We start from the raw sequence: 24630 nt of genomic DNA on the forward strand, positions 1-24630 counted from the left end.
CAGCAGGCCGTCGAACAGCACCAGCACCAGGTCGACCTGGCTGGCGGAGTGGGTCTGGGCTTCCAGGTTCACCGCGTGGTAGCTGCGATAGGCTTCGTAATCCACTGTCTAGATCCTGCTTTCTTGCTCAGTTGTAACCCAGCATGCCCATGGTCTGGGTCATTTGGGTCTGCATGTTCTGCAGTTGGGTGAATTGGGCCAGATAGCGCTGGTAGGTCTGCTGATACTGCTGCTGCAGTGCGTCCTGGCGGCGGTTCAGATCCTGCTGCGCGCGGTCGGCGCTGTCCTTGCGCTGCTTGATCAGGCCATTGCTGTAGTTCAGCCACTTATCCAGGTAATCGCTGCTTTGCTTGAGCGCGCCGCTCTGGCCGACGCCGTTGAAATAGCGGTCCAGCGCGTCCGGCGTGTTCTTCAGCGCGTCGCCCAGCTTCTTGCTGTCCAGCGTCAGGCTGCCGTCGCGGCTGGCGCTGATGCCCAGCTGGCCCAGCGTGATGCCGTCGTAGGATTGGCGCAGGATGGCGTTGAGCTGGCTTTTCAGGCCGCGGATGCTGGAGTCGTCGGCGAAGGGGCCGGCGGTGGCGCCGTTGATGCCCGGCTGCGACAGGTCGGAAATCGCCTTGTAGATCTTGTTGTAGCCGTCGACGAAGGCCTGCACGTTGGCAGTGGTGTCGTTGTCGCTGCGGCTGACCGCCAGTTGCAGCGGCGCGTCGCCGTCCTTCATCGCCTTATTGACGGTGAAGCTGACGCCGTCGATGTTGTCGAAGGTATTGGAGGCCTGCTGCATGCGCACGCCGCTGGCCTTGCCGCCCAGCCATACCACCGCGTCCTGCGCCTGGGTCAGCTGGCGCGAAGCGGACAGGCCGGTTTTCAGGCCGGCGTCGCTCACTTGCGACAGGTCCAGCGAGATGGCGCCGTTCAGGCCGGTCTTGCCGGAGGACAGCACCAGCTGGCTCGCGCCGTTGTTGTTCAGCACCATGGCGTTGACCTTGCCGCCGTTGCCGCTCGCGCGGTTGATCGCCAGCGCCAGCTCGCTGGGAGACAGCTTGCCGTCGCCGTCGCGGTCGGCCCCGGCCATCGAGACGTCGAAGGTATCGCCGCCGGCTAGTTTGACGGTGAACTTGTCGCCGGCCTGCGCGGTGGCGCCGGACAGATCGCCCATCGCCAGTTGCTGCGCGCTGGCCAGCTGCTCGACGAACAGGCTGTAGTTGCCGGGCTGGGCATTGCCCTTGGCGGTGACCGTGGCCGCCCCGTCGGGCAGCGCCGTGGCGTTCATCGCCACCAGGCTCTTCTTGTTGGTCAGCGTGCCCAGGCTGGTCTTGTAGTCCTGCAGCGCCTTTTGCAGCTGCCCCAGCGCGTCGCTGCGCGCCTTGGCGGCCTTGGTCTGGTTGTCCAGCTGGGTCTGCATATTGCCCAGGCTGTTCTTGGCCAGGTTGTCGGCCCAGGTGCTGGGAGGCATCGCATTGAAATCAATCGCCATCGCTATTCCTTTCGTCGGCTAACGGTATCCATCACTCAATGGCGACCGCGCGCGGCCATCCCTGAAACACCGTGAATATTCACCACCCCGCCGCTCCCCGCAGCCAGGCTTGGCCGGCGGCTTCGTCGGTGCGCTTCTGCTCGGTCCGCGCCTGCTCGTCGCGCCAGGCCAGCAGGCTTTGGTCGCGCAGCAGCTCCGCCTGCTCCTGACGCTGGCGCGCGGCCAGCAGCTGGCGCTGGCTGACCGCGGCGTCGGCTTCCGCCAGCTGCAGATCCTGCCGCTGCGACTGGCTCAGCCCCGCCAGATGGCTCTTGTAGCCGGCGCAATTGAGCGCCAAGGCCGGGTGCCCGGCGGCGGCGCTGGCGCCGCTGGCGGCGTTCAGCTCCTCCAGCCGCGCGATATTGCGGCGGTAGCGCTCCTGCAGCCGGCGCTTGCCGGCCAGCTCGGTTTCCAACTGCCGGCTGTCGCGTTCGCGCAGCTGCAGCAGCAAATTCAGTTGCTGGATGGCGGTATTCATGCGCGCGCCAGCTCCTGCAAGCGGCCGCGCGTATCCGCGAACGAGGCCGCCTCGGCGGCGTCCTGGCGCAGCAGCGCTTCGATGCCGGGCTGCAGGCGCAGCGCGCGGTCGGTGGCCGGATCGGCGCCAGGCACGTAGGCCCCCAGCGGCAGCAGGCCGCGCACTTCCTGGTAACGGCCCCAGGCGGCGCGCAGCTCGCGCGCGGCGGCGGCGTGCTCGGCGTCCACCAGCTGGCTCATGCAGCGGCTGACCGAGCGGGAGATGTCTATCGCCGGATAGTGGCCGCGTTCGGCCAGCTCGCGGCTCAATACGATGTGGCCGTCCAGAATGGCCCGGGCGGTGTCTGCCACCGGGTCTTGCTGGTCGTCGCCTTCGGCCAGCACGGTGTAGATGGCGCTCATGCTGCCCTCGCCCCTCTCGCCGTTGCCGGCGCTCTCGGCCAGGCTCGGCAGCAGGCCGAACACCGACGGCGGATAGCCGCGGGTGGCCGGCGGCTCGCCCAGCGCCAGCGCCATTTCGCGCTGCGCCATCGCGTAGCGGGTCAGCGAATCGACCAACAGCAGCACGTTGCGGCCCTGGTCGCGGAAATGGGCGGCGATGGCGTGGCACAGCTCGGTGGCCTTCAGCCGCATCAGCGGCGATTCATCGGCTGGCGCCACCACCAGCACCGCCTTGGCCAGGCCCTGCGGCCCCAGCGCGTGCTCGACGAATTCGCGCACTTCGCGGCCGCGCTCGCCTATCAGCCCCACTACCACCACTTCGGCCTCGGTATGGCGGGTGATCATGCCCAGCAGCACGCTCTTGCCGACGCCGGAGCCGGCGAACAAGCCGACGCGCTGGCCGCGGCCTATGGTCAGCATGCCGTTGATGGCACGCACGCCGACGTCCAGCGGCATGTCGACCGGTTTTTTCCTGAGCGGGTTGATCTGCGGCGGATGCGCGGCCAGCGGCGCGTCGCCGCCTAGCCTGCCCTTGTCGTCCAGCGGCTCGCCCAGGCCGTTGACAATGCGGCCCAGCCAGCCATCGCCTATGCTGAGGCCGCCGCTTTCCGGCGCCGGCAGCACCCGCGCGCCGGTGGCGAGGCCGACAGGCTTCTTGAACGGCATCAGGAAGGAAACTTCGCGCTTGAAGCCCACCACCTGCGCCTGCAGCCAGCCGCCGGAGGCGGTTTCCACCAGGCAGCGCTGGCCGGTTTCCAGCGGGCAGCCGACGCTCTCGAGCAGCAGGCCGCTCACGCCCACCAGCCGGCCGCTGACGGTGGCGACAGGCGCGTCCGGCACCGACAGCTGGCTGAGCGCCTGGCGCAGCATCGCTTAAGCCTCGCCCTGCGCGGCCGGCTCGGCCTGCAGTTGCTCGCGCAGGCTGTCCACGCAATGCGCCAGCCGCTGCTGGCAGCCGGCGTCGGCCTCGAATTCGGCGCCGCGCACCCGGCACTCGCCCGGCGCCAGGCCGGAATCGGCCAGCAGCCGCCACTTGGCGGCGCGCTCCGGCGCCAGCTCGCGGATGCGCTGGCATTCTTCGGGGTTGAGCAGCACTTCCACCTCGCCCTGGCTGTGGGAGGCGGCCGGCAGCGCGGCCAGCGTCTCCTCCACCAGATCGAGGATCTGCACCGGCTTCAAGGTCAGCTCGCAGCGGATCACCTGGCGCGCCACCTTGGCCACCAGTTCCACCACCTCGTCGCGCTGGGCGGCCTGATAGTCGCGGCACAAGCGCCGCAATTGCTCGATGGCGGCGTCCAGCGGCTCGGCCAGGCTGGAGAAGCGCGCCAGCTCCTCGGCGCGCGCAGCGGCCACGCCCTCCTGCCGGCCCAGCGCGACGCCTGCCTGGTAGCCGGCGTCGCGGCCGGCGGCTTCGCCGCTGTCAAAACCTTCGCGGTAGCCGGCGTCCATGCCCTGGCGGAAGCCGTCGGCGGCGGAGGCCTGCGCCTCGGCCGCCGCCAGCGGCTCCAGCGGCGCGCCGTCGATCAACGGCGGGAAACGGAAGGGGCGCCAGTGTTTCACTCGACCACTTCCTCGGGGAACAGCTGCAGGTCGATCTCGCCGCCGTCGGCCAATTGCCGCACCTGGGCCATGATCTCGCGCCGCGCCTCTTCCACCCGGCTTTTCGGCACCGGGCCGGAGCGGCGCATGGTGGCGTCGAAGTTTTGCGCCTGGCGGCGCGGCATGGTCTGGGTGATGGCGTCGCGCACCGCGGGCTCGGCGCCCTTCAGCGCGATCGCCCACTGCTCCAGCGACACGTCTTCGCAGATGCGGGTCAGCACGGTTTCGGTCTGGCGCGACAGGATGAAGAAGTCGTACATCCTCACCTCGATCTCGTCGACGATTTCCGGGTCGTGCGCGCGCAGCAGCTCCATCATGCGGCTGCGGTCGCCCGGCAGGCGGTTGATGATGTCGGCGGTCTGCTGCATGCCCTGCACCGCGGTGCTTTGCGTGTGCAGGCTTTCCAGGCAGCGGTTGACCAGCTCTTCCAATTCCTGCAGCAGCTCGCGGTCCACATCGGTGAGGCGGGCCACGTTGACCAGCACGCTGTCGCGGCTGGCGGCCGGCAAGGCGTCCACCACCTGGCCAGCCAGCGCCGGCGGCAGGAAGGCGAGGAACACCGCCTGCATCCGCACGTGTTCGGCGGCGATGCGGTCGGCCAGCCATTGCGGCGACACCCACTGCAAACGCGCCATCTTGGGACGGATGGCGTCGCCGTAGATGGTGTCCAGCACGCTGCCGGCGATGTCGCCGCCCAGCGCCAGCTCCAGCGAACGCTTGAGGAAGCTGCGGCTGGCGCCGTGCACGCCGCTTTGCTCGCGGTATTCGTCGAAGAATTTCTGCATGGTGGTCTTGACCGCGTCCACCTTGATGCCGCTCATGCCGCTCATCGCCTGGGTCACCTGCAGCAGCTCTTCGCGGCTGAGGCAGCGCAGCACCGCCGCCGCCGGCTCTTCGCCCATGCACAGCAGCAGCACCGCCGCCTGCTCGATGGCGCTCATCTGGCCGTTGCCGGCTGCCGCCGCGGGGACGTAAGGCGCCGCTTCCGGCGCGAAATTATTGCTTGCGTCCATTGTTCTGCACCCATTGTTTGACCACTTCCGCCACCCGCTCCGGCTCCTTGGCCGCCAGCACCTTCAGGTGGTCCACCAGCACGTCCACCGGCGAACCGGCGGGCGGCAGGTCGTAATTTTCCAGCAGCGGCACCACCGGGCTGTCGCCCGGCGCGGCCGCCAGCGCGGCCTGGCGCTGGCCGGCCGCCTCGCGCAGCGGACGGTTGTCCAGCAGCGGATCTTCCGGCGTCACGTCCACCTCGCCCGGCGCGTAGTCGCCCAGCTTGCGCTCCGCCAACTGGCGGGCGATCTTCAAAAGCGGACGGGCCAGCAACAGGTAAGCCAGCAACAGCGCGATCGCGTAGCCCAGCCAGCGCGCGCCCTCGAACCAGGTTTCCGGCTGCTGCCAGAACGCTTCTTCCGCTACCGGGGCGGCGAAGTTCAGCGTGGACACCGCCAGCACGTCGCCGCGCTCGGCGCTGATGCCCAGGCCGTTGCGCAGCAGCTTGTCGATATTGGCCAGCTCGGCCGGCTGCCATCCCTTCTTGCTCGGAGCGGCGGCCTGGTTCAGCACCACCGCCACGCTGAGGCGGCGCAGCGTGCCGCGCGCCTTCTTGATGTTCATGATGTTGCGGTCGTAGGCGTACTGGCGGGTGACCGCGTTCTTGCTGTTGCCGGACTTTTCATTGGCCGGGCCGGAGGAGTCGGTGTTGACCGGCCGGTTGCTCAGCGAGCCCGGCACGCCCAGCGCCATCCGCTCGGTGCTGGTTTCCTCGCGCGAGGCCTCGTTGGTGACCTTGGGCGCCTCGCCGTATTTCTCGCGGGTTTCCTCGACGCGGTCATTGTCGACGTCGGCGGTGACGCTCACCTTGAAGTTGCCCGCACCCAGCGCTGGCGACAGCAGGTCGCGCGCGTTCTGCAGCGCCTGCTCGCGGAAGCGGCGCGCCGCCTCGTTGTCGGAACCCACCATGCCGCCGTCGGACAGGTCGACATGGGCGGACAGCAGATTGCCGGCCTGGTCCACCAGGGTCACCTGCGCCGGGTCCAGCGTGGAGACGCTGCCGGCCACCAGCTTGACCACCGCGGCGATCTGCTCGCTGGACAGCTGCTGGCCGGGCTTTAGCGTCACCACCACCGAGGCCGAGCCCTTGTCGGTGCCGGCGGTGACGAAGGAAGTGCTGCGCGGCAAGGACAGATGCACGCGGGCGGCGCGCACCGGGTCCAGCGCCAGGATGCTCTGCACCAGCTCGCCTTCCAGGCCGCGGCGGAAGCGCACGTCCTGCACGAATTGGCTGACGCCCAGCGGGTCGTTCTTGTCCAGCAGTTCCAAGCCGGCCGGCAGCTGCGCCACCACGCCCTTGGCCGCCAGCTGCATGCGCACGCGGCCCAGCTGGTCTTCCGGCACCAACACCTGGCCGGTTTGCGGATGGATGCGGTAGGGAGTCTTGTCGGCGTCGAGCGCCGCCATCATATCGGCGCTGTTGACCTTTTCCTGCGCGCCGAACACCGGCTTGTAGCTGGCGTCGTCGCGCCACAGCCACAGGGTCAGCGCCAGGCTCAGGCCGATGGCCAGGATCACCATCGGCAGCAGGTAGCGCCAGGCGTTCGCCGGCAGCAGACGGCGGCCGGCCATTTTTTCTTGTACGGCGGCAAAGCCGCTCCGCAATTGCTTGACCACGTCGCCTCCCGGCTTACAGCTGCATCTTGATCAGGTCGTCGACGGCGCCGACCACCTTGTTGCGCACCTGCATCAGCATCGAGAAGGACAGGCTGGCCTCCTGGCTCATCAGCATCGCGCCGACCAGATCGTCGCTCTGGCCGCTGTCCACCTCGGTCATCTTGTCCGAGGCCAGGCGGTTCTGCTGGTCGACATCGCGCACCGCCGACACCAGGGCCTGGCTGAAGCTTTGCGCGGCCGGCGCGTCGTCCGCGGCCGGACGGGGGGCCGCCGCGGCGCCCTGGCCCAGCTTGGCCATCTCGCCCAGCAATTGGCTGCGATCGGCGTGGATCATCAAACCCAGATTGGCCATCACTACATCCTTAAATCAACAGGTATCAAAACGCGGCGCGCCCAGCGCAGGCATCCACCAGCAATGCTTACATGCAAGCTGGCGGATTTTAAACTCAACGCTTTATTACTCAGTTGGTATTTTTCACATTCGCAACCGTGAATTTTCCCCCTTTACCACTGGCGGACAGCCAGTAAGATGCACACTCCCAGCAATTGCCGGGGGCTGCCCGACCGCCTCCGGCCACGAACGAAAATCGCCATGCCCAAAGCCAAAATCGTTGCGCCGCAGGAAGGCGCCCGCCTGCAGGCCTTGGATCTGCGAACCCTGGGGCGCCCGATACACCTGCTGCCACTGTTCGCCCGCGCATTGCAGCAAGAGCTGGGCGACTTCCTGGAGCGGGAACTCAACCGCCGCTACCACGCCGCCTTCCGCATCACTGCCCTGCGCCAAGACCTGCCCGCCGCCGACGAGCTGCGCTGGCAATGGCACGCGCTGGGCGACTGGCAGCTGGGCAGCCATTTCGACCGCAGCCTGCTGCTGGGCATCCTGGATTACCGCTTCGGCGCCAGCGCCGCGCCGATCGCCGAAGACTTGCCGGCGGAAACCGAAACCGAGCGCCGGCTGGCCCGCAACCTGGCCGAACGGCTGCTGCCGCGCCTGGCCGCCGCCATCCTCCAGCTGGAACAGGCGCCGGGCGCCTACGGCGACAAGCCGCGCCCGCAGCCCTTCGCCGGCCAGCCTGCCTGGCAGCTGGAAATCGAACTCTCCGACGGCGACGCGCCGCGCGGCGCGCTGCGCCTGCGCCTGGGCGAGTCAGCCTTCGAAACCCTGCTGCAAAACCTGTCCGGCCAGCGCCGCAAGCTGGCCGGCGACCGCGCCCCGGGCAGCTTCCGCGACCGGCTGACGCTGCGGCTGGACGCGCGCCTGCTGCAGCAGGAGCTGCCGCTGGGCGCCATCCTCGACTTGAAGCCCGGTTCGGTGCTGCCGGTGACGCTGCCGCCGCAAGCCGAAGTGTGCGTGCGCGGCGCGGCCTTGTTCCGCGCCCACGTGGCGGAGCGCCAGGGCAAGCTGTGCCTGAGCGGCTTCGCCGATACCGAATGACCCCCATCGCACTGGACGACTACGCATGGACCTGAAACAAGATTTCGACCTGGACGGCATCCTGGACAGCCTGGAGCCGGAAGCCGCCGCCGCGCCCGCTCCCGCGCCGCGCGACATGACGCCCTTTCTGCGCAAGATACCCGTCAAGCTGACGCTGGAAGTCGGCAGCGCCGACGTCAGCCTGGCCGACCTGTGCCAGATCGGCGCGGGCTCGGTGATCGAGCTGGACAAGCTCGCCGGCGAGCCGCTGGACATCAAGGTGAACGGCACCGTGATCGGCCGCGCCGAAGTGGTGGTGTCCGGCGAAAACTACGGCCTGCGGGTGGTGGAATTGAACGACCTGGAACTGGACAGCCTGGCCTGATGAAACGGTACAAGCTTTACGCCCCGCTGCTGGCCGGCCTGCTGCTGGCCAGCCCCTGCGGCTGGGCCGATTCGCTGAAGCTGCTGACCGCCACCTCCGGCGGCGCGGCGGTGGACTTCACCGTCAAGACCCAGATCCTGATCCTGATGACGGCGCTGGGCCTGTTGCCGGTGCTGGCGCTGATGATGACCAGCTTCACCCGCTTCGTCATCGTGCTGTCGCTGCTCAGGCAGGCGCTGGGCCTGCAGCAGGGCCTGCCCAACCGCCTGATCACCGGCGTGGCGCTGATCCTGACCTTGCTGGTGATGCGGCCGGTGGGGCTGCAAGTATGGAACGAGGCGATGGTGCCCTTCGACCAGGACAAGATCACCATGCCGCAGGCGCTGGAGATCGCCTCCAAGCCGGTCAGCCGCTTCATGCTGGCGCAAACCAGCAAAACCGCGCTGTCCCAGGTGGCCCGGCTGTCCGGCGAAGGCGACGTCGCCCGCCCGGAGGACCACGCCTTCACCGTCAAGCTGGCAGCCTTCGTGCTGTCCGAATTGAAAACGGCGTTCCAGATCGGCTGCATGCTGTTCATTCCCTTCCTGGTGATAGACCTGGTGGTGTCCAGCGTGCTGATGGCGATGGGCATGATGATGCTGTCGCCGCTGGTGATCTCGCTGCCGCTGAAGCTGCTCTTGTTCGTACTGGTGGACGGCTGGTCGCTGACCGTCAACACCCTGGTCACGTCGATCCAGGCCTATTAGAAGGACGGGAAGCATGCTGACTCCGGACATCGCGGTAGACATCGTCAACGACAGCCTGCGGGTGGTGGTGACGCTGGTGACGCTGCTGGTGCTGCCCAGCCTGATCGTCGGCGTGGTGGTCAGCCTGATCCAGGCCGCCACCCAGATCAACGAGCAGACGCTGTCCTTCCTGCCCCGGTTGCTGATCGTGCTCTTGACCATCGCGCTGGCCGGCCACTGGATCACCGGCTACCTGATGGACTTCTGCGTCGCCATGTTCCAGCGCGCCGCCAGCCAGGTGGGCTAGGCGATGAGCCAGGGCCTGTTCGCCCAGTTGCTGCAGCTGCTGCCGGCCATCTGGTGGCCGTTCTGCCGGCTGATGGCCGCCTTCAGCGTCGCGCCCTTCATCGGCGACGCCATGGTGCCGCTGCGCGCCCGCATCGCCCTGGCGCTGCTGCTGGCGGTGGCCTGCGCGCCCGGCATGCCGGCCCACTCCCCGATCGACCCCTTTTCGCTGCACGGCGTCGCCGCCAGCCTGGAGCAGGCGGTGATAGGCTTGTTGTTCGGCTTCGCCTTCCAGCTGACCATGTCCATCCTGTCGCTGCTGGGCTTTTTGCTGTCCTCGCAAATGGGCTTGTCGATGGCGGTGATGAACGACCCCGGCAGCGGCAATACTTCCGACGTGGTGTCCAATCTGCTCTACCTGCTGGCGGCTCTGCTGTTCTTCGCCATGGACGGCCACCTGGTGCTGGTGCAGGTGGTGTACGCCAGCTTCCGCGCCTGGCCGCTGGGCGGCGGCATTCCGCAGGCGGCGCTGCCGGTGCTGGCGGGCAGCGTGGCCTGGGTGATGGCCGCCGCGGTCGCGCTGGCGCTGCCGGTAGTGTTCGCCACCTTCCTGGTGCAGGCCGGATTCGGCATGATCAACCGGGTGGCGCCGGCGCTGAACCTGTTTTCCTTGGGCTTCCCGGTGGTGACGCTGTTCGGCCTGTCCACGCTGACCCTGCTGATGCAGGTGCTGCCGCCGCAATACCTGAGCCTGAGCGAGCAGACGCTGCGGCTATTGGACAGCCTGCTGGAGCTGGGCCATGGCTGAGACGCGCCAGGGCGACAAGACCGAAAAAGCCACCCCGCAGCGGCTGCGCAAGGCGCGCGAGCAAGGCCAGGTGCCGCGCTCCAAGGACCTGGCCGCCGCGCTGGGCCTGATCCTGGCGCTGAAGCTGATGTTCTGGCTGGCGCCGGACTGGCTGGATGATTTCCGCGAGCTGTTCGCGCTGGCCTTCGCCCCGCTTGCCGGCCAAGGCGCGCTGGAGAACAGCTGGTCCAAGCTGTTCGGCGGCACCTTGCTGCTGTTGCTGAAAATGCTGGCGCCGCTGGCCGTCATCCCGATCACCATGCTGCTGATCAGCCTGTTTCCCGGCGGCTGGGTGTTCGTGCTGTCCCAGCTCAGCCCCAAGTTCGAGCGGATGAACCCGCTGGCCCACCTGTCGCGGCTGGCCTCGCCCAAGCACGCCAGCGAAATCGGCAAATCCATCGCCAAGGCGCTGCTTTTGGGCTGGCTGCTGTACCGCATCGCCTCGTCCGCGCTGCAGGACTTCTTCGCGCTGCACGGCATGCCGCTGCTGCCCACGCTGGCCGGCGCGGCCGACCTGCTCTTGTCCTGCCTGCTCAAGCTGTCCGCGGTGTTCCTGCTGTTCGCGCTGGCCGACCTGCCGCTGCAGGTCTACCTGTTCATGAAACAGCAAAAGATGAGCAAGCAGGAAATCAAGGAAGAATACAAGAACACCGAAGGCCGGCCCGAAGTGCGCCAGCGCATCCGCCAGCTGCAGCAGCAGATCGCGCAGCGCGGCGTGCGCAAGGTCCTGCCCGGCGCCGACGTCATCATCGTCAACCCCAGCCACTACGCGGTGGCGCTGAAATACGACGAGAACCGCGCCGAAGCGCCGTTCATCATCGCCAAGGGCGTGGACGAGATGGCGCTGTACATCCGCCGGCAGGCGGAAGAACTGGAAATCGCCGTGCTGCCGCTGCCGCCCCTGGCCCGCGCGGTCTACCACACTACACAGGTCAACCAGCAGATCCCCGCGCCGCTGTACCGCGCGGTGGCCCAGGTGTTGACTTATGTCTTGCAACTCAAGGCTTTCCAGACGGGCAGCCGCGCCAACCGGCCGATATTGCCGGAACTGGCCGTGCCCCAGGAATTGTCCGATCCCAAGCCCGCATCATGAACTCGCTGACCAAACTGCTCGCCGACATCGGCCGCCACAAGCTGGCCGCCCCGCTCTTCCTCTTGGCCATCCTGGCCATGGTGATGCTGCCCCTGCCGCCTCTGGCGCTGGACATGCTGTTCACCTTCAACATCGTGCTGGCCATCATCGTGATCCTGGTCAGCGTGTCGGCGCGGCGGCCGCTGGATTTCTCGGTGTTCCCCACCATCATCCTCGCCACCACGCTGATGCGCTTGTCGCTGAACGTGGCGTCGACGCGGGTGGTGCTGCTGCACGGCCATGAGGGGACGCACGCCGCCGGCCGGGTGATCGAGGCCTTCGGCAATGTGGTGATAGGCGGCAACTTCGTGGTCGGCATGGTGGTGTTCGTCATCCTGATGATCATCAACTTCATGGTGGTGACCAAGGGCGCCGAGCGCATCTCCGAAGTGTCGGCCCGCTTCACGCTGGACGCGCTGCCGGGCAAGCAAATGGCGATCGACGCCGACCTCAACGCCGGCCTGATCAACCAGGAGCAGGCGCAGCAGCGCCGCCGCGACATCGCCACCGAAGCCGATTTCTACGGCGCGATGGACGGCGCCTCCAAGTTCGTCCGCGGCGACGCCATCGCCGGCATCCTGATCCTGATCATCAACCTGTTCGGCGGCGTGGCCATCGGCGCGCTGATGCACAATCTGTCGATGGGCGACGCCTTCCGCCAGTACGCGCTGATGACCATAGGCGACGGCCTGGTGGCGCAGATTCCGGCGTTGCTGCTGTCGTCCGCCGCCGCCATCATCGTCACCCGCATCAGCGACGACGGCGACATGCAGCAGCAGGTGGGCAGCCAGATGCTGGCCTCGCCGGTGGTGCTGATGAGCGCGGCCGGCATGATGCTGGTGCTGGCCATCATCCCCGGCATGCCGTGGCCGACTTTCCTCGGCTTCGCCGCGCTGCTGGCCTATGTGGCCTGGCGCATGCACGCGCGCCGGCCGGTCGCCGCCAGCGCGCTCAACCAGACCGCGATCAAGGCGGCGCTGCAGGGCGAGGCGGAAATCGAGCTGGAATGGAGCACTCTGCCCTATTCCGATGTGCTGGGCATCACGCTGGGCTACCGGCTGGTGGCCCTGCTGGACCAAGGCCAGGGCGCGCCGCTGCTCAAACGCGTCAAGGGCGTGCGCCAGAGCCTGTCCGAGCAGATGGGCCTGTTGCTGCCGATGGTGAGCCTGCGCGACGACCTCAGGCTCAAGCCTTCGCAATACGCGATCCAGCTGTCCGGCAACACCGTGGCCGAGGCCGAAGTCTACGCCGACCGGCTGATGGCCATTCCTTCGCCGGAAGTTTACGGCGACATCGACGGCATTCCCGGCATCGACCCGGCCTTCAACATGCCGGTCACCTGGATCGCCCAAGCCGACAAGAGCAAGGCGCTGGGCCTGGGCTACCAGGTGGTGGATTGCGCCAGCGTGATGGCCACCCACCTGAACAAGGTGATGCGCGAGCACCTGTCCGAGCTGTTCCGCCACGACGACGTGGCGGCGCTGGGCGAGCGGCTGACCGCGCTGTCGCCCAAGCTGGGCGCGGCGCTGGCCGCCGCGCTGCCGCCGGTGCAGCAATTGAAGGTCTATCGCCAGCTGTTGCAGGACCACGTATCGCTGAAGGACATCGTGCCGGTGGCCAGCGCGCTCTTGGAAGCCAGCGAAACCACCAAGGATCCGATCATGCTGGCGGCCGAGGTGCGCTGCGCGCTGAAGCGCCAGATCGTGCAGGCCATCGCCGGCCCGCGCGACGAGATCCGCGCCTTCAATCTGTCGGCGGAACTGGAAAACCTGCTGCTGGCGGCGCTGAGCCAGGCGCAGCAAACCGGCAAGCCGCAGCTGGACAGCTTCCCGATCGACCCCAACGTGCTGCAGCAGCTGCAGGCCAATATGCCGGTGGTGCGCGATCAGATGAAACAGATGGGCCAGCCGCCGGTGCTGCTGGTGATGCCGCAGATCCGCCCGCTGCTGGCGCGCTACGGCCGGCTGTTCGCTCCCGGCCTCAACGTGCTGTCCTACAACGAAGTGCCGGAAAACCGCCAGGTCAGCCTGACCGGCACTTTAGGCTGAACCAGTCGCATTTCTTGCGCCGGATCACGATATCCGGCGCGGCTCCCTCGCTTTGCGCCAAGCGGCATCCCCGCGTAAAAGCTTGCCGCACGGTCTTTTCCGCGTGCCGACTATACGCGCAGGGTAGAATCTTTCTCGGATAAAATGCCAATGTTATTTTTCGCATGTTGTGAAAATGCAAACGCATGATTTGCAAATTAAGAAAATGCGCAAAATCTGACACTTTGGCCACCCATGTCGGCCGCATGAGTGATAGCATCCCATATATGAATATCATGTGACGGCATAAGCCCATGGCAAACCTGAAAACCGCCAACCAGATCATCTGCGACAATATACGCATCCAGCTGGAGCAATTCCGCTGGCCGGAAGCGCAACAGGCCGGCCTGATCGAGCAGATCCTCGGCCTGAGCACCTCGCAGGCCTACCGCAAGCTCAACGGCAGCAGCCCGTGGCAGCTGTCCCAGGTGGAAAGGCTGGCGCAGTACCTGAACGTGCCGACTTCCAACCTGCTGGTCGACCACAGCCAGCAGCACAGCCAGACTCCGGTGGACAATGAGCTGATCCCGGCCATCCTGCATCTGAACAATCAAAGCGGCGAAGCCCATTGCTGGATCCAGCTCGGCGAACCGCTGGCCGACGACTCCTGCGCGCCGCTGCTGCTGGCCAAGCGCCTTCACGACTGCTGGCATGTATTCCCCGGCACCCAGTTCGACGCCGAGGACGGCTACGAGGTCACCTACCTGACCATCCGCCCGCCCAAACGCGCCAACACCAAGCGCCTGCTGGTGGCGGTGCTGGACGACAATGACGCTGATCTGCTGTCCGCCATCCTGGTGCAGCAAGGCCTGTTCTCCCTGCCCTACCACCACCCGAAAGATTTGCTGGAAGCGCTGCCGCGCGAGGATTTCGATGCCTTCGTGCTGGACTGGGTGCTGGGCGAGCCGACCAGCTGCATGGACGTGATCGAGGCGATCCGCCGCCACAACCCCAATGTCCCCATCGTGGTGCTGACCGGCTACGCGCTGGAGCATGAGAGCGAGCTGTCCAAAGCCTTGCAGATGCGCGGCGTCTACTACATCGGCAAGCCGACGCCCGGCTCCATCCTGGCGCTGCAGATCAAGAACATGGTCACCAACGGGCTGGAGCACGCATAAGCGGAGCGAGCCGCGGCCGCATGGGGAACAGGCGCCCGAGCTTATATGCGCTTGCATGCCCATGACTTTCATCTGTTTGAAGCCCGCCTTGCTGACTCGAGGCGGGCTTTTTGCTGCCGTCTTGCCGGGGGATAGAACGCCCTAAGATGGCCGCCCGGCGCTTCTGCCGCGCAATAAGCTGTCGCCTTCTCGACGTCCCGCATGCCCGCTGCTGATGCGGCCGCCGGCAGGCCGGCGACGCCTTCGCGCGCGCGGAAAAGACGCCGCCCGCAAACCATAAGCTTGCAGGCGGCATGAGGCGTGCGCTTAAGCTTCCGCCGCTTCCGCCTGGGCGGCGCGCGCCGTTTGCCGCGGCATGGCCAGGTCGCGGCGGACTTCCTCCGCGCTCATCACATGATGGCCGCGCCGCTCAAGCTCTTCGCGCAAGGCTTTCACCTGTTCGGCGCTGCGGGCCTTGCGAATGCCGCCGGGCGCTTGGGGATCGATCAGGTTCAACCCATCTTCAAGGCCGACGCGGATGCCATCCAGGTCCAGAGCGACGGCGACGTCGACCAGGATGGCATGCAACGCGCCCGGCAGCAGCAAGGAAATCCGGCAGTCGCGGAAATGCTGGCGCAATTGCTTGACGGTGGGACGCAAACATTCCGCGGCAAGCTTGGCGGCGGCGACGGTGTCCTGCTGCTGCAGAAACGCCTGTATCTGTTTGCGGGAAGCGGTGTCGATCAGCGAGTCGTCATCCATTTCGCCGCTGACCGGATCGCGCCTATGCTGGTCCACGCCGGCCACCAGCATGAACAAGACCGGCGCCCCGCTGGCCAGCAGAGGCTGGCGGTATAAGGTGACCGCGTTTTCGGTGATGATGTGGTTGAACACTTCGATTTCCGGACGAACGCCGGCATGTTGGAAATGCTCGAGCTGCGCCTGAAGAAAACCATTCGGATTGTCATAGCCGCCGCCGGTCTGGAAAACCACGGGGCCTGGGCTGAGGGAGGCGATCTCCGGCGCCGCGTAGCCGGCATAGTGCTTCAGGTGGGCGCGCCGCAAGGCGCTTTGCGAAGCCGCGCGGTCGCCGCGAGCGCTGGTGGACAAATTCAGCAGGACCGAGGGGGCGGACAGGCGCAGGGCCGGCACGATGTTCTCGTATTGGTCCAGCACGATTTGATTGCGTTGCTGGCCGGCGCTGATCGGCGCGCCCAGGCCGGGGATCGTCAGCTTGGCCTGGTCTGCGAGATCGCGCGTATGCAGGTGGATGACCGCGGCGCCTTCGCGCGCGCAGTGCAGCGATTCTGCGACGATGCGCTCCGCGGTGATCGGCAGGTGCGGGCTGCGCGCCTTGCCCGGTTGCCACATGCCGGCCTCGCTCGCATGCCACCCGCAAGCGAGGAAGCGGGAGGCGGCCTCGGACGATTGCGCCTCGATTTCCGCCGCCATTTCCGGCGGGAGATAGCTGCTCAGACGCGGATGCGTCCAAACCAGATCGCCTCGCTCATCGCACTCCCAGCCATGCGTGGTCAATTGTTGCACCAATTGGCGAACCAGCGCCTGTGAGGGCAAGAGATCGAACAGCGCGCGGGGCAGGCGGCGGGCGGAGGCGGCATGGCCGGAGGGCTGCGGCCGCCAGACGCCATTGTCCAGCCGCCATCCCGCGGCCAGCAGCGCCTTGATGCTTTGCGCCTGCTGAGTCGCGCTAAGCGCGCAGATATCTTCTCGGCTCGCCGCTTGCTCATAGCCGTCCTGCAATAGCCAGCCGCCGGCGGCTACGGATTCCCACCCTTCGCGTTTCAACAATTGCAGCGCTTCAGGCAGCGCATCGTTGGGAACCAGATTATCCAGCAACAGGCCAGGAATGAATTTTGGCTCTTGCGGGTCCAGATACTTGGGCACGGCGCCAACCGGAGCCGCCGTGATGTAAAAAGCTTTACTCATGAATCGCTCCCTGGGTTTGGCATGCGGACATTTCCTGGCATGCTCAACCGCGTATCGTTGATGGTGTGTCAATCACTAGCTTGTTTCGCCCAAAGGCGAAACAGCCTTGCGCCATGTCTTGGTCTTCTTGGTTTCATCGCAAGCGAAGGAAGGGTATAAATTCTTGCCTGTTCAGAATGGCATTGTGAGTCGCGATCTTTTAATCCAATAACAAGAATTGTCGATATCGGCATTGATTGTTTTTTGAAAATCCATGCTAGTATTTTCTGCAATAGCCTCTGATTGACTGACAGAAATGCCGCGCCACCGTGTTTTCAGGCTTAGGCGGAAAATCGTCGTTTGGCGGATGGGATTATGAGGGGGCGCGAGCGAGGAAGCGACAATAAAATGCAAATAGCATATCAATGCCAACTCAAGTGTGTTTTTTATCCAAATGGAAATATTTAATGTTTGCCGCAGTTTAATATGATTGAGTAATTTTATTTATTTGACTGTCTTGGTTGCTTCACCAAGCTTGGCAATAAAAATAGAATGGTGTTTATTTTTTGGCAGTTTCCATGGATTGAAAATGAATTTTTCGCCTCCAATGGAGAATATATTTTCTTTATCTGGATTATTAAATCAAGAATGATATTGAAAAGTATAATTGCAATATCAATTAAATCAGCATCGATTCACATCATGAAAATCGACACCCCGGTCAGTTGGCTTTCTGGCGGACAGTGCGTCCAAGCAAGCAGCGGAAGGGAGTAAAAGCAAAAGAAGGATATAATTTCGCGCGGACAATTAAAAAACACATGGCGATGAAAGCTTGCCCGATGCCATTGCTCCCACCCATTGCGTCTGCTTTTGCCGTGCAGATTCTGCCTGTTCTGGGCGCCTTGATAACAGGACACAGCCATTGGGCTGGGCGGGAGGCGAGCGGAGCCGCCGTGCAAGCAAGCAGGGACGATCAATCTTCCCGGCGGGCTTCATGACAGCATTGCGGAAGGCGCTTGAGGCTCGTGGCGAGGCTTAGCCGCTGACAATACAACCCACCTTGCGTCACAAGGTGGGCTGCCATGCCACTATTACATCTGACAAGTAGGCCTGTAGCGGCAAACCGCGCTGCGGCTCACCCGCATCCTAATTTGTCAGGACTTCCACTCCGGATAACATCCGGAGCCTGTTTTGTTTTCCGCGCGGCGCTGAGGCCGGATCACAAAGGCAGGTCGGCCAGCGCCGCCCTGAGGGTGTCGCCGTCGAAGGGCTTGTCCAGCCGGGCGGCGAACCAGGCGGCGCGCACATCGGCGAATTCCTCGGGGTCGGCGCTCATCGCCAGCATCAGCGGCCGCTGCGGCTGCTTGCGCGCCAGCTCCGCCAGCCGGTAGCCGCTATCCTCGCCCAATTGCATGTCCAACAGCAGGATGTCGAAACGCTGCCGGGCCAGGCAGTCGGCCGCCTGGCTCAGCGTGGACGCGCAGGCGATCTGAAAACCGTCCTGCGCCAGCAACTGCGCCACCGATGCCCGGATCACCTCGTCGTCGTCTACCAGCAGCAGGCTGCGGCTGGCGCTCGCCTCCTGCACTTCCCGCAGCGGCAACCGCACGGTGAAGACGCTGCCGACGCCGACCGCGCTTTCCAGCTCGATGCTGCCGCCGAACAGCCGCACCAGCTCCTTGACGATGGACAGGCCCAGGCCGCTGCTGCCCGGACGGCGGTTGCGCCCCTGGCTGAACGGCTGGAACACCCGCTGCTTGTCCTCCTCGGCGATGCCGATGCCGCTATCGCTGATCTGCAGCCACAATTCGAGATGCTCCTGGCACATCTGGCCGCGCGCCTTCACCGCCACCGCGCCCTGATCGGTGTAGCGTATCGCGTTGGACACCAGGTTGCCGACGATCTGGCGCAGGCGGATCTCGTCCATCAGCACCATCTCCGGCAGTCCCTCGCTCTCATAGCGCAGCGCCAGCCCCTTGGCGTCGGCCAAGGGCTGCATCACGTCGACCACGGTGCGCAGCGCGCCGGCCAGCCGCACCCGTCCCGGATTGAGGCGCAGCTGCATGTTCTTGATCGCCGACACGTCCATGATGTCGTGCACCTGGGAGGTCAGCTGGGCCATACCCGCCTTCAGGCGCTTGAGCGCCAGCTGCGCCGGGCCGTGCGGCGACACCGCCGGCTCCACCAGTTCCAGGCACATCTGCATCGATTGCAGCGGCGAGCGTATCTCGTGCCCCAGCGTGCCGAGGAAAGTGGTGCGATCCAGCTCCAGCGCCACCGTGGCCTGGTGCGCCAGCCTCTCCTGCTCCAGCAGCGACTGGCGCGCCTTGGCCAGATCGCTGACCTCGCGGTAGCGCATCAGCATCAGCAGCACGCCGCAGATGCCGCCGCACAGCACCAGCTGCAGAATCAGCATCTGCGAGCGCTGGCTGGCCAGCGCGCTGCTGCGCGCCACCCGCGCCGTCACTTCGGCCTCGCGGGTCTGCACCGCGAAATTGGCCAGCACCGGCCGCAATGCGTCGATGCGCACCACCATCTTGCGCGCCTGCGCCTGCGTCAGATGCGGCCAGGCCTTGTCGCCCAGCAACGGGCCCAGCGCGCCGACCAGCGCGTCGAAACCGCTGACCCGGCTGAGCAGCCGGTGCACCAGCACGCTGTCCGGCGCCTCGAACACCTGGTAACGGCTTTGCAACACCTGCAGCTGCTGCTGCAAGTCGGGAAATTGCTTTTCATCGGCCGCGTAGCCGATCAGCTCGGCGCGCGTCCGCTCCAGCTCCACGTGCAGTTGGGCGACAGTCCAATATTGCTGCTCGCTCTTGCCGTTGCCTATCAGCGCTTCGCTGGCGCGGTCCATCCGGTAGAAATTCCAGCCGGCGGCCAGCAACAGCAACAGCAGCGAGGCGACCAGCCACCACGGCGCCTGCACGCATTTTCGGATCCGGGCGAGCGTCACATCACCTCCATCGCTTCCACCTGCCACACCAGCTTGGCGTCCAGCGGCGGCCCCTTGTCGGCGTCGGGCATGTCCGGCAGCGGATACATCAGCCACAGCGGCCCGTAGTGAGCGACGTCAAACGGCTTGTTGTCGATGCGCCGCGCCAGCACCACCTTGCCGCGCACCAGCTCCGCCACGGAAATGTCGTAACGGTAATAGTTGATCGCCAGCACCCTCACCGTGGCGCCTTTGGCCTCCACCTTGGCCAGGATGTCCCGCACCAGAGGACCGCTGAAAGTCACCGACGGCGTCCAGCTGGTGGCCGTGGTGAAACTCATCTGCCGCAGGCGGGCCAGGTCGCTGTCGCGAAACTGGTAGACGCCGCGCTTGGCGTCGGTGAACCGCCCTATCTTGCCGGACACCGTCAGCACCACCGGGTCCGAATCGGCCAAAACGCAGGCGCTCAAACACAGGCCTATCCATGCCAACCAGGCCTTTCGCATAGCCATCCTCATCGTCACGCGTAAAAAATGGCCAATTATATTCATCCAGCGGGGCCGACAACCAGCCTTGTATGGACAAATCGACGCGCGCGCCAGCTGCGCAGCGCGTTTTAGCCAACGTCAAAAGCAAAAAAGCCAGTGGGATGCCCACTGGCTTGCATGGTGGCGGCGCGCGGCCGCCGGCTGCGGTTACTGCAGCAAGGACATGGCCAGGCTGTTCATGCTGCCGCTTTGCTTCAGCATCGAGGTGCTGGCTTGCATCAGCATCTGCTTGGCGGTCATGGTGGAGCTTTCGCTGGCGTAGTCGGTGTCCATGATGCGGCCCTTGGCTGCCAGCGTGTTGTTGTTCACGTTGTTCAGGTTGTTGACCACGTGGTCCAGACGGTTGGAGTTGGCGCCCAGGGCGGAGCGCACGGCGCCGACGCTGTCCAGAGCGGTATTCAGCAGGTCAATCGTGGCGGCCGAACCGATTTCGCCGCCGGCAGTGGCGCTCGGAGTCTTGTACTGGGCGGAAGCGGCTTGCAGCGCGGTATCCAGCCCGGTGATCTGGGTGGATACGTCGGTGGACATCACTTCGGAAGAGCTGGCGCCGATCTGGAAGTTCACCGCCGCGGCCAGCTTGCCGCCGGTCTTGGCCAGCAGCTTCTCGCCGCCGAAAGTGGTGTTGCTGACGATGTTGTTCAGTTCCTTGCCCAGCGCGTCGTACTCGGACTGCATCGCAGTCTTGTCGTTGGCGGTGGCGGTGCCGTTGGCGCCTTCGGTGGACAGGTCCTTCATCCGTTGCAGGATGTTGGTCACTTCGTTCAGCGCGCCTTCCGCGGTCTGCATCATGGAGATGCCGTTTTGGGCGTTCTTCATCGCTACGGTCATGCCGCGGCTTTGCGCGTCCAGACGGGTGGCGATCTGCAGGCCGGCGGCGTCGTCCATCGCGGAGTTGATGCGCTGGCCGGTGCCCAGACGCGTCATCGAAGTCGACAGCGCGTTCTGGGTGGAGTTCATGTTGGACTTGGTGTTCAGTGCGGCGATATTGGTGTACAGGCTCAGCATGGAAATGCTCCGTCTAGGTTGGTCGAAACCGGCATCGTCTGCCGTTACCCACACAAGGCGGCACGCCGCGCGCGCAACTTAAGCTCCAACAATTTGTGAATAATCACAGCGCTTTTCTTAAACTAAACATCTCTGCCAGTTTGTTCGCCGCCGTCTATAACTGATGAATACAGAATGACCCCGTGATATTTCCCCGCCAGGGAGGGCACAGGCCATGAACGCTCAATCGAATCCCTTTCTGTTTGAAAGCGCGGCGCTCACTCACCTTCCCAACTACGGCGTCGTCAAGACCACCCAGTTGGCCGGCTATCTGTCGGTCGGCGACGCCGCCGGCGGCTGGCTGTATTTCTGCTTCAGCGAAGCCAGCGCCAACCCTGCCCAGGCGCCGCTGCTGCTGTGGGTCAACAGCCACCCGCGGGACAGCGCGCCGGCCAGCCTGTTCGACGAGCACGGCCCCTATCTGCTGGACGGCAACGGCCGCGTCTACGGCAATCCGTTCAGCTGGCACCACCATGTCAATTACCTGGTCATCGATCAGCCGCTGGGCCGCGGCCTGTCGTTTTCGATTCACCCGCGCTACCTGCCGGAAAGCCACGACGAGGCCTGCCAGCAGCTGTACCACGCGCTGCAGGAATTCCTGTTGCGCTGGCCCGCCTACCGCCAGCAGGATTTCTACCTGTTCGGCAGCGGCGCGGCCGGCCACACCATCGCGCGCCTGGCCAACTGCATCCTGGACGGCAACGGCTGCGGCCAGCCGGAAATCCGGCTGAAGGGGCTGGGCCTGGGCAATGGGCAGGTGTCGCCGAAAATCCAGCTGCCCAGCCACATCGAATACGCCCGTCAGCACCGGCTGATCAATGCCGAGGAAGAAAAACGCGCGCTGGAAATGCTGGCGGACTTCCACGACGCCCACGCCTCGCCGATACCGCTGCGGCGCAGCCAGGCCAGCCGCAGCGCGCGGGAAATCGAGGACTACATCCAGCAATGCTCGGGGCGCGACAAGCACGATATCCGCCATCCGCCGGGCGATGGCCGCCAGCGCGTGGACGAGTACCTGGCCAAGCCTTCCGCCCATCAGGCGCTGCACATCGATCCGCGTTCGCGCAACGAGCTGCAGCCGGCGCCGCAGCAACTGAGCGAGGCGGCATGGCTGGACGACTCCTCCCACTTGTTCCCCCGCTTGCTGGATCAGCTCAAGGTGCTGCTCTATCACGGCGAATGCTGCATGGAAGGCAATTACCTGGGCATGGACGCCTGGCTGAACACGCTGCTGTGGCAGCAGGCGCCGGACTTCCGCGAACAGAAACGCCAGCCCTGGCGGCCATACGGGCTGCCGGCCGGCCTGATCCGCCGCCACCGGCGCTTGTCGCAGGTCATCATCCAGAACGCCGGGTTGCGGGTGGCGCGCGACCAGCCCGCCATCGCGCTGGCGATGCTGAAGAACTTTCTTGGCGAGGAAACGGACGACGCCGAGCCCTGAGCCGCGTTAACCGGCCAAGCGCCGCAGGTTCAGGCTGGCCGGAATGCGGATATCGGCCGCCGGCAAAGGCTCGCCATGCAGCAATGCCAGCGTTTGGCGCAGGCTGGCGTCGGCCAGCGCCTGACTGTCCTGGCGGATGGCGTCCACCGCCAGCGGCAGGCAGTCCAGCAAGGGATGATCGTCGAAAGTGAGCAGGTAGCGCGGCGCCTCGCGCATGCGGTGGCGTTCGCGGATGAAGGACAACACGCCTTCCAGCAGGGTGATGGAGGCGGTGAACAAGGCCTGCGGATAACGGCCGTGGCGCTGATGCCAGTCAGCCATCAGCCGATAGCCGGATTCGCGCTGGAAGTCGCGCTCCGCCACCCAGCCTGGCTGCGGCGCCATGCCTTGCGCCCGCAACGCCTGGTGATAGCCCGCCAGGCGTTCGCGGCTGGCCGACAGGTCGGGCTGGCCGCCGAAATAGGCCAGCTCGGCCACATCACGCTCCAGCAGCGGCGCCAGCAATCTGGCCACGCTGTCGGCGGCGTCGGTGACCGTGGATGGGATGCCGCTGCCGGGAATATGGCGGTCGGCGAAAACCAGCGGCAAGCGCCGGGTCCACGGCTGGTAGCGGCCGGCGTCGCCGCTGCACGGCACCACGATCATGCCGTCCACCTGGCGCGCCGCCAGTTGGCCGATGCCGGCGCTTTCCCGTTCCGGGTCCTCGTCGCTGGTCACCATCAACAGCTGGTAGCCCAGCGCGCGGCAGCCGTTTTCCAGCGCCTGCGCCAGCGCCGCGTGGGTGGAGTTGGTCAGATCGGGAATCACCAGGCCTATGCTGCTGCTGCGCCGGCTGCGCAGGCTGCGCGCCTGTTGCGAGGGATTGAAGTGGTGCTCGCGCGCCACCGCTTCCACCCGGTCCACCGTGGCTTGGGAGATGCGGTAGCGGCCGGCATGGCCGTTGAGCACCATGCTGGCGGTAGTGCGCGATACGCCGGCCAGCGCGGCGATATCGTCTATGGTGAGGCGTTTGAAGCTGCTCATGGAAACCTGCCGCGAAACGCGAGGGGGGACATGATAAACGCGATAGGGAAAAACGGGGCCGGCTTGCCGCCGGCCCGCGCCCGTCCGAAGCTTATTGCTTGACCAGATTGAGCGGCACCGGGATGAACTTGTCCACCTTCTGGCCGTCCAGCAGCCGCTTGGCGGTCTGCACGCCGTACTGGCCGATCAGCGCCGGCTGCTGCTGCACCGTGGCCGACAGCGTGCCGGCCTTGACCGAAGCCACCGCGTCCGGGGTGGCGTCGAAGCCGACCACCACCACGTTCTTCAGGCCGGCCGCCTGGATCGCCTTCAGCGCGCCCAGCGCCATTTCGTCATTGTGCGCAAACACGCCCTGGATGTCCTTGTTGCCCTGGATGATGTTCTCCATCACCGACAAGCCCTTGGCGCGGTCGAAATCGGCCGGCTGCTTGGCCAGCAGCTCCACGCCCGCCTTCTTGTCCACCACGTGGTGGAAGCCTTCGCCGCGCTCGCGGGCGGCGGAAGAGCCGGCGATGCCTTCCAGTTCGACGATGCGGCCCTTGCCGCCCAGCTTGCCCAGCAGGTACTGGCCGGCCATCATGCCGCCGGCGATGTTGTCGGAGGCGATGTGGGAGCTGACTTCCGCGCCGTTGACGCTGCGGTCCAGCGACACCACCTTGATGCCCTTGGCGGTCGCCTCCTTCACCACATTGGCCACCGCGGCGGAATCGGTGGGGTTGATCAGGATCACGCCCACTTTTTTCTGGATCAGGTCTTCCACGCTGGCCTGCTGCTTGGCCGGATCGTCCTGGGCGTCCACGGTGATCAGGTTGATGCCTTCCTTGCCGGCTTCGGCGGCCGCGCCGTCGCGCAGCGCCACGAAGAAGGGATTGTTGAGCGTGGACACCGCCAGGCCGACGGTGGCCTTGCCGGCGGCCGCCGGCGCGCTGGCTTCGCCGCCGCTTGCGCCGGGCCCCTGCTTGGAGCAGGCGGCGATGCCGAACGCCAGCATGCCGGCCATCAACGGGGTGAGAATGCGTTTCATGCCAAAACTCCTTGAGA

General features: G+C 65.7%; 22 protein-coding genes. 9 read left to right on the top strand and 13 right to left on the bottom strand.

Going from position 1 to position 24630, the window contains the following annotated elements:
• Positions 1 to 127: 127 nt before the first annotated feature.
• From fliD to fliE, 7 genes are all read right to left on the bottom strand, one after another.
• Positions 128 to 1477: a flagellar filament capping protein FliD gene (gene fliD / locus MY55_RS17610; protein ID WP_065202821.1), complete on the bottom strand. Its 1350-nt coding sequence runs from the start codon at positions 1475 to 1477 to the stop codon at positions 128 to 130.
• Between the two features lie 79 nt (positions 1478 to 1556).
• Positions 1557 to 1994, bottom strand: a complete 438-nt coding sequence (gene fliJ / locus MY55_RS17615; RefSeq protein ID WP_065202822.1) for a flagellar export protein FliJ — start codon at positions 1992 to 1994, stop codon at positions 1557 to 1559.
• Complete coding sequence (gene fliI / locus MY55_RS17620) at positions 1991 to 3304, bottom strand: flagellar protein export ATPase FliI (protein ID WP_047236881.1); 1314 nt, start codon at positions 3302 to 3304, stop codon at positions 1991 to 1993. Before fliI ends, fliJ begins: the two co-directional genes overlap by 4 nt.
• Before the next feature lie 3 nt (positions 3305 to 3307).
• Positions 3308 to 3994 (bottom strand): flagellar assembly protein FliH, encoded by a 687-nt coding sequence (gene fliH, locus MY55_RS17625; protein WP_043576077.1) that lies wholly within the window; start codon positions 3992 to 3994, stop codon positions 3308 to 3310.
• On the bottom strand, positions 3991 to 5046 hold the full coding sequence (locus MY55_RS17630; protein WP_043576079.1) for a flagellar motor switch protein FliG: 1056 nt from the start codon (positions 5044 to 5046) through the stop codon (positions 3991 to 3993). The genes fliH and MY55_RS17630 overlap by 4 nt, the downstream gene beginning before the upstream one ends.
• Entirely contained in the window at positions 5030 to 6658 is a 1629-nt protein-coding gene (gene fliF / locus MY55_RS17635) for a flagellar basal-body MS-ring/collar protein FliF (protein WP_047236882.1), read from the bottom strand. Before fliF ends, MY55_RS17630 begins: the two co-directional genes overlap by 17 nt.
• Positions 6659 to 6716: 58 nt before the next feature.
• Positions 6717 to 7055 (bottom strand): flagellar hook-basal body complex protein FliE, encoded by a 339-nt coding sequence (gene fliE, locus MY55_RS17640; RefSeq protein WP_047236883.1) that lies wholly within the window; start codon positions 7053 to 7055, stop codon positions 6717 to 6719.
• A 240-nt stretch (positions 7056 to 7295) separates the two neighbouring features.
• Here fliE and MY55_RS17645 point away from each other — a divergent pair, with 240 nt between their 5' ends.
• The 8 genes from MY55_RS17645 (at position 7296) to MY55_RS17680 (ending at position 14696) form a co-directional block, all read left to right on the top strand.
• Positions 7296 to 8138: a FliM/FliN family flagellar motor switch protein gene (locus tag MY55_RS17645; protein ID WP_047236884.1), complete on the top strand. Its 843-nt coding sequence runs from the start codon at positions 7296 to 7298 to the stop codon at positions 8136 to 8138.
• A gap of 25 nt (positions 8139 to 8163) precedes the next feature.
• The gene (gene fliN, locus MY55_RS17650) at positions 8164 to 8502 is read left to right on the top strand and encodes a flagellar motor switch protein FliN (RefSeq protein WP_043576088.1); all 339 of its coding nucleotides are present in this window, start codon (positions 8164 to 8166) and stop codon (positions 8500 to 8502) included.
• On the top strand, positions 8502 to 9248 hold the full coding sequence (gene fliP / locus MY55_RS17655; RefSeq protein ID WP_043576090.1) for a flagellar type III secretion system pore protein FliP: 747 nt from the start codon (positions 8502 to 8504) through the stop codon (positions 9246 to 9248). Before fliN ends, fliP begins: the two co-directional genes overlap by 1 nt.
• A 13-nt stretch (positions 9249 to 9261) precedes the next feature.
• Positions 9262 to 9534, top strand: a complete 273-nt coding sequence (gene fliQ / locus MY55_RS17660; protein ID WP_043576093.1) for a flagellar biosynthesis protein FliQ — start codon at positions 9262 to 9264, stop codon at positions 9532 to 9534.
• A gap of 3 nt (positions 9535 to 9537) precedes the next feature.
• Positions 9538 to 10320 carry a flagellar biosynthetic protein FliR gene (gene fliR, locus MY55_RS17665; protein WP_047236885.1) on the top strand — a complete coding sequence of 261 codons (783 nt, stop codon included), beginning with the start codon at positions 9538 to 9540 and terminating at the stop codon, positions 10318 to 10320.
• The gene (gene flhB / locus MY55_RS17670) at positions 10313 to 11452 is read left to right on the top strand and encodes a flagellar type III secretion system protein FlhB (protein WP_043576098.1); all 1140 of its coding nucleotides are present in this window, start codon (positions 10313 to 10315) and stop codon (positions 11450 to 11452) included. The genes fliR and flhB overlap by 8 nt, the downstream gene beginning before the upstream one ends.
• Entirely contained in the window at positions 11449 to 13539 is a 2091-nt protein-coding gene (locus MY55_RS17675) for a flagellar biosynthesis protein FlhA (protein WP_043576101.1), read from the top strand. The genes flhB and MY55_RS17675 overlap by 4 nt, the downstream gene beginning before the upstream one ends.
• A 293-nt stretch (positions 13540 to 13832) precedes the next feature.
• Positions 13833 to 14696 carry a helix-turn-helix domain-containing protein gene (locus MY55_RS17680; protein WP_047244222.1) on the top strand — a complete coding sequence of 288 codons (864 nt, stop codon included), beginning with the start codon at positions 13833 to 13835 and terminating at the stop codon, positions 14694 to 14696.
• A 306-nt stretch (positions 14697 to 15002) separates the two neighbouring features.
• Here the strand turns inward: MY55_RS17680 and MY55_RS17685 are convergent, their stop codons facing one another.
• The 4 genes from MY55_RS17685 to MY55_RS17700 all read right to left on the bottom strand — a co-directional run bounded on the left by MY55_RS17685 (position 15003) and on the right by MY55_RS17700 (position 21086).
• Complete coding sequence (locus MY55_RS17685) at positions 15003 to 16622, bottom strand: 3-keto-5-aminohexanoate cleavage protein (RefSeq protein ID WP_081284753.1); 1620 nt, start codon at positions 16620 to 16622, stop codon at positions 15003 to 15005.
• 1198 nt (positions 16623 to 17820) lie between these two features.
• Complete coding sequence (locus MY55_RS17690) at positions 17821 to 19554, bottom strand: ATP-binding response regulator (protein ID WP_146008339.1); 1734 nt, start codon at positions 19552 to 19554, stop codon at positions 17821 to 17823.
• The gene (locus MY55_RS17695) at positions 19551 to 20003 is read right to left on the bottom strand and encodes a putative pterin-binding protein (RefSeq protein ID WP_052258101.1); all 453 of its coding nucleotides are present in this window, start codon (positions 20001 to 20003) and stop codon (positions 19551 to 19553) included. Before MY55_RS17695 ends, MY55_RS17690 begins: the two co-directional genes overlap by 4 nt.
• Before the next feature lie 225 nt (positions 20004 to 20228).
• Entirely contained in the window at positions 20229 to 21086 is an 858-nt protein-coding gene (locus MY55_RS17700; RefSeq protein ID WP_043576110.1) for a flagellin N-terminal helical domain-containing protein, read from the bottom strand.
• A 214-nt stretch (positions 21087 to 21300) separates the two neighbouring features.
• Between MY55_RS17700 and MY55_RS17705 the strand changes: the two genes are divergently transcribed.
• Positions 21301 to 22566: a S10 family serine carboxypeptidase-like protein gene (locus MY55_RS17705; protein ID WP_043576112.1), complete on the top strand. Its 1266-nt coding sequence runs from the start codon at positions 21301 to 21303 to the stop codon at positions 22564 to 22566.
• Positions 22567 to 22572: 6 nt separating this feature from the next.
• Here MY55_RS17705 and MY55_RS17710 read toward each other — a convergent pair whose 3' ends face one another.
• Positions 22573 to 23589 (bottom strand): substrate-binding domain-containing protein, encoded by a 1017-nt coding sequence (locus MY55_RS17710; RefSeq protein ID WP_043576115.1) that lies wholly within the window; start codon positions 23587 to 23589, stop codon positions 22573 to 22575.
• Positions 23590 to 23680: 91 nt separating this feature from the next.
• Entirely contained in the window at positions 23681 to 24613 is a 933-nt protein-coding gene (gene rbsB, locus MY55_RS17715) for a ribose ABC transporter substrate-binding protein RbsB (protein WP_043576118.1), read from the bottom strand.
• Between the last annotated feature and the right edge of the window lie 17 nt (positions 24614 to 24630).

Source organism: Chromobacterium subtsugae (genome assembly GCF_001676875.1).
In the GTDB taxonomy this organism is placed as follows: domain Bacteria; phylum Pseudomonadota; class Gammaproteobacteria; order Burkholderiales; family Chromobacteriaceae; genus Chromobacterium; species Chromobacterium subtsugae.